Here is an 879-nt window from a genome sequence, read left to right on the forward strand (position 1 = left end):
AAACGTATCGCGGGGGCAACAAGTTAATCTTAGGTATTGTATTAGGTGTTATTACATTTTGGTTGTTTGCACAATCACTTGTAAATGTTGTACCAAATTTACAACAAAGTTTTGGTGCAGACATGGGGACAATTAGTATAGCGGTCAGTCTAACTGCACTATTTTCAGGTATGTTTGTCGTTGGAGCAGGTGGTCTAGCAGATAAAATTGGGCGCGTGAAAATGACGAATATCGGTTTATTGTTAAGTATTATTGGTTCAGCATTAATTATTATTACGAATTTACCGGCATTATTAATTTTAGGTCGTGTTATACAAGGTGTATCAGCAGCGTGTATTATGCCTTCCACATTGGCCATTATGAAAACTTATTATCAGGGTGCTGAACGTCAGCGTGCCTTAAGTTATTGGTCTATCGGTTCTTGGGGTGGCAGTGGTATCTGTTCACTCTTCGGTGGTGCAGTTGCGACAACTATGGGTTGGAGATGGATTTTCATCTTCTCAATTATCGTTGCCGTACTTTCAATGTTACTCATCAAAGGGACGCCTGAAACGAAATCAGAAATTACCAATACACATAAATTTGACGTTGCAGGGCTAATTGTTCTAGTAGTTATGTTGCTAAGTTTAAACGTTGTCATTACTAAAGGTGCAGCACTTGGTTACACATCATTATGGTTCTTTGGTTTGATTGCAATCGTAATTGTAGCATTCTTTATTTTCTTAAATGTTGAGAAAAAAGTAGATAATCCACTTATTGATTTTAAATTATTTGAAAATAAACCATATACAGGTGCAACGATTTCGAACTTCTTATTAAACGGTGTTGCAGGTACATTAATTGTAGCGAATACATTCGTGCAACAAGGTTTAGGTTATA

General features: G+C 36.6%; 1 pseudogene. It reads left to right on the top strand.

Going from position 1 to position 879, the window contains the following annotated elements:
- Window positions 1-879: pseudogene (gene norC / locus IDG60_RS27725) on the top strand (multidrug efflux MFS transporter NorC); the annotation flags it as partial.

Source organism: Staphylococcus sp. EG-SA-2 (genome assembly GCF_017152085.1).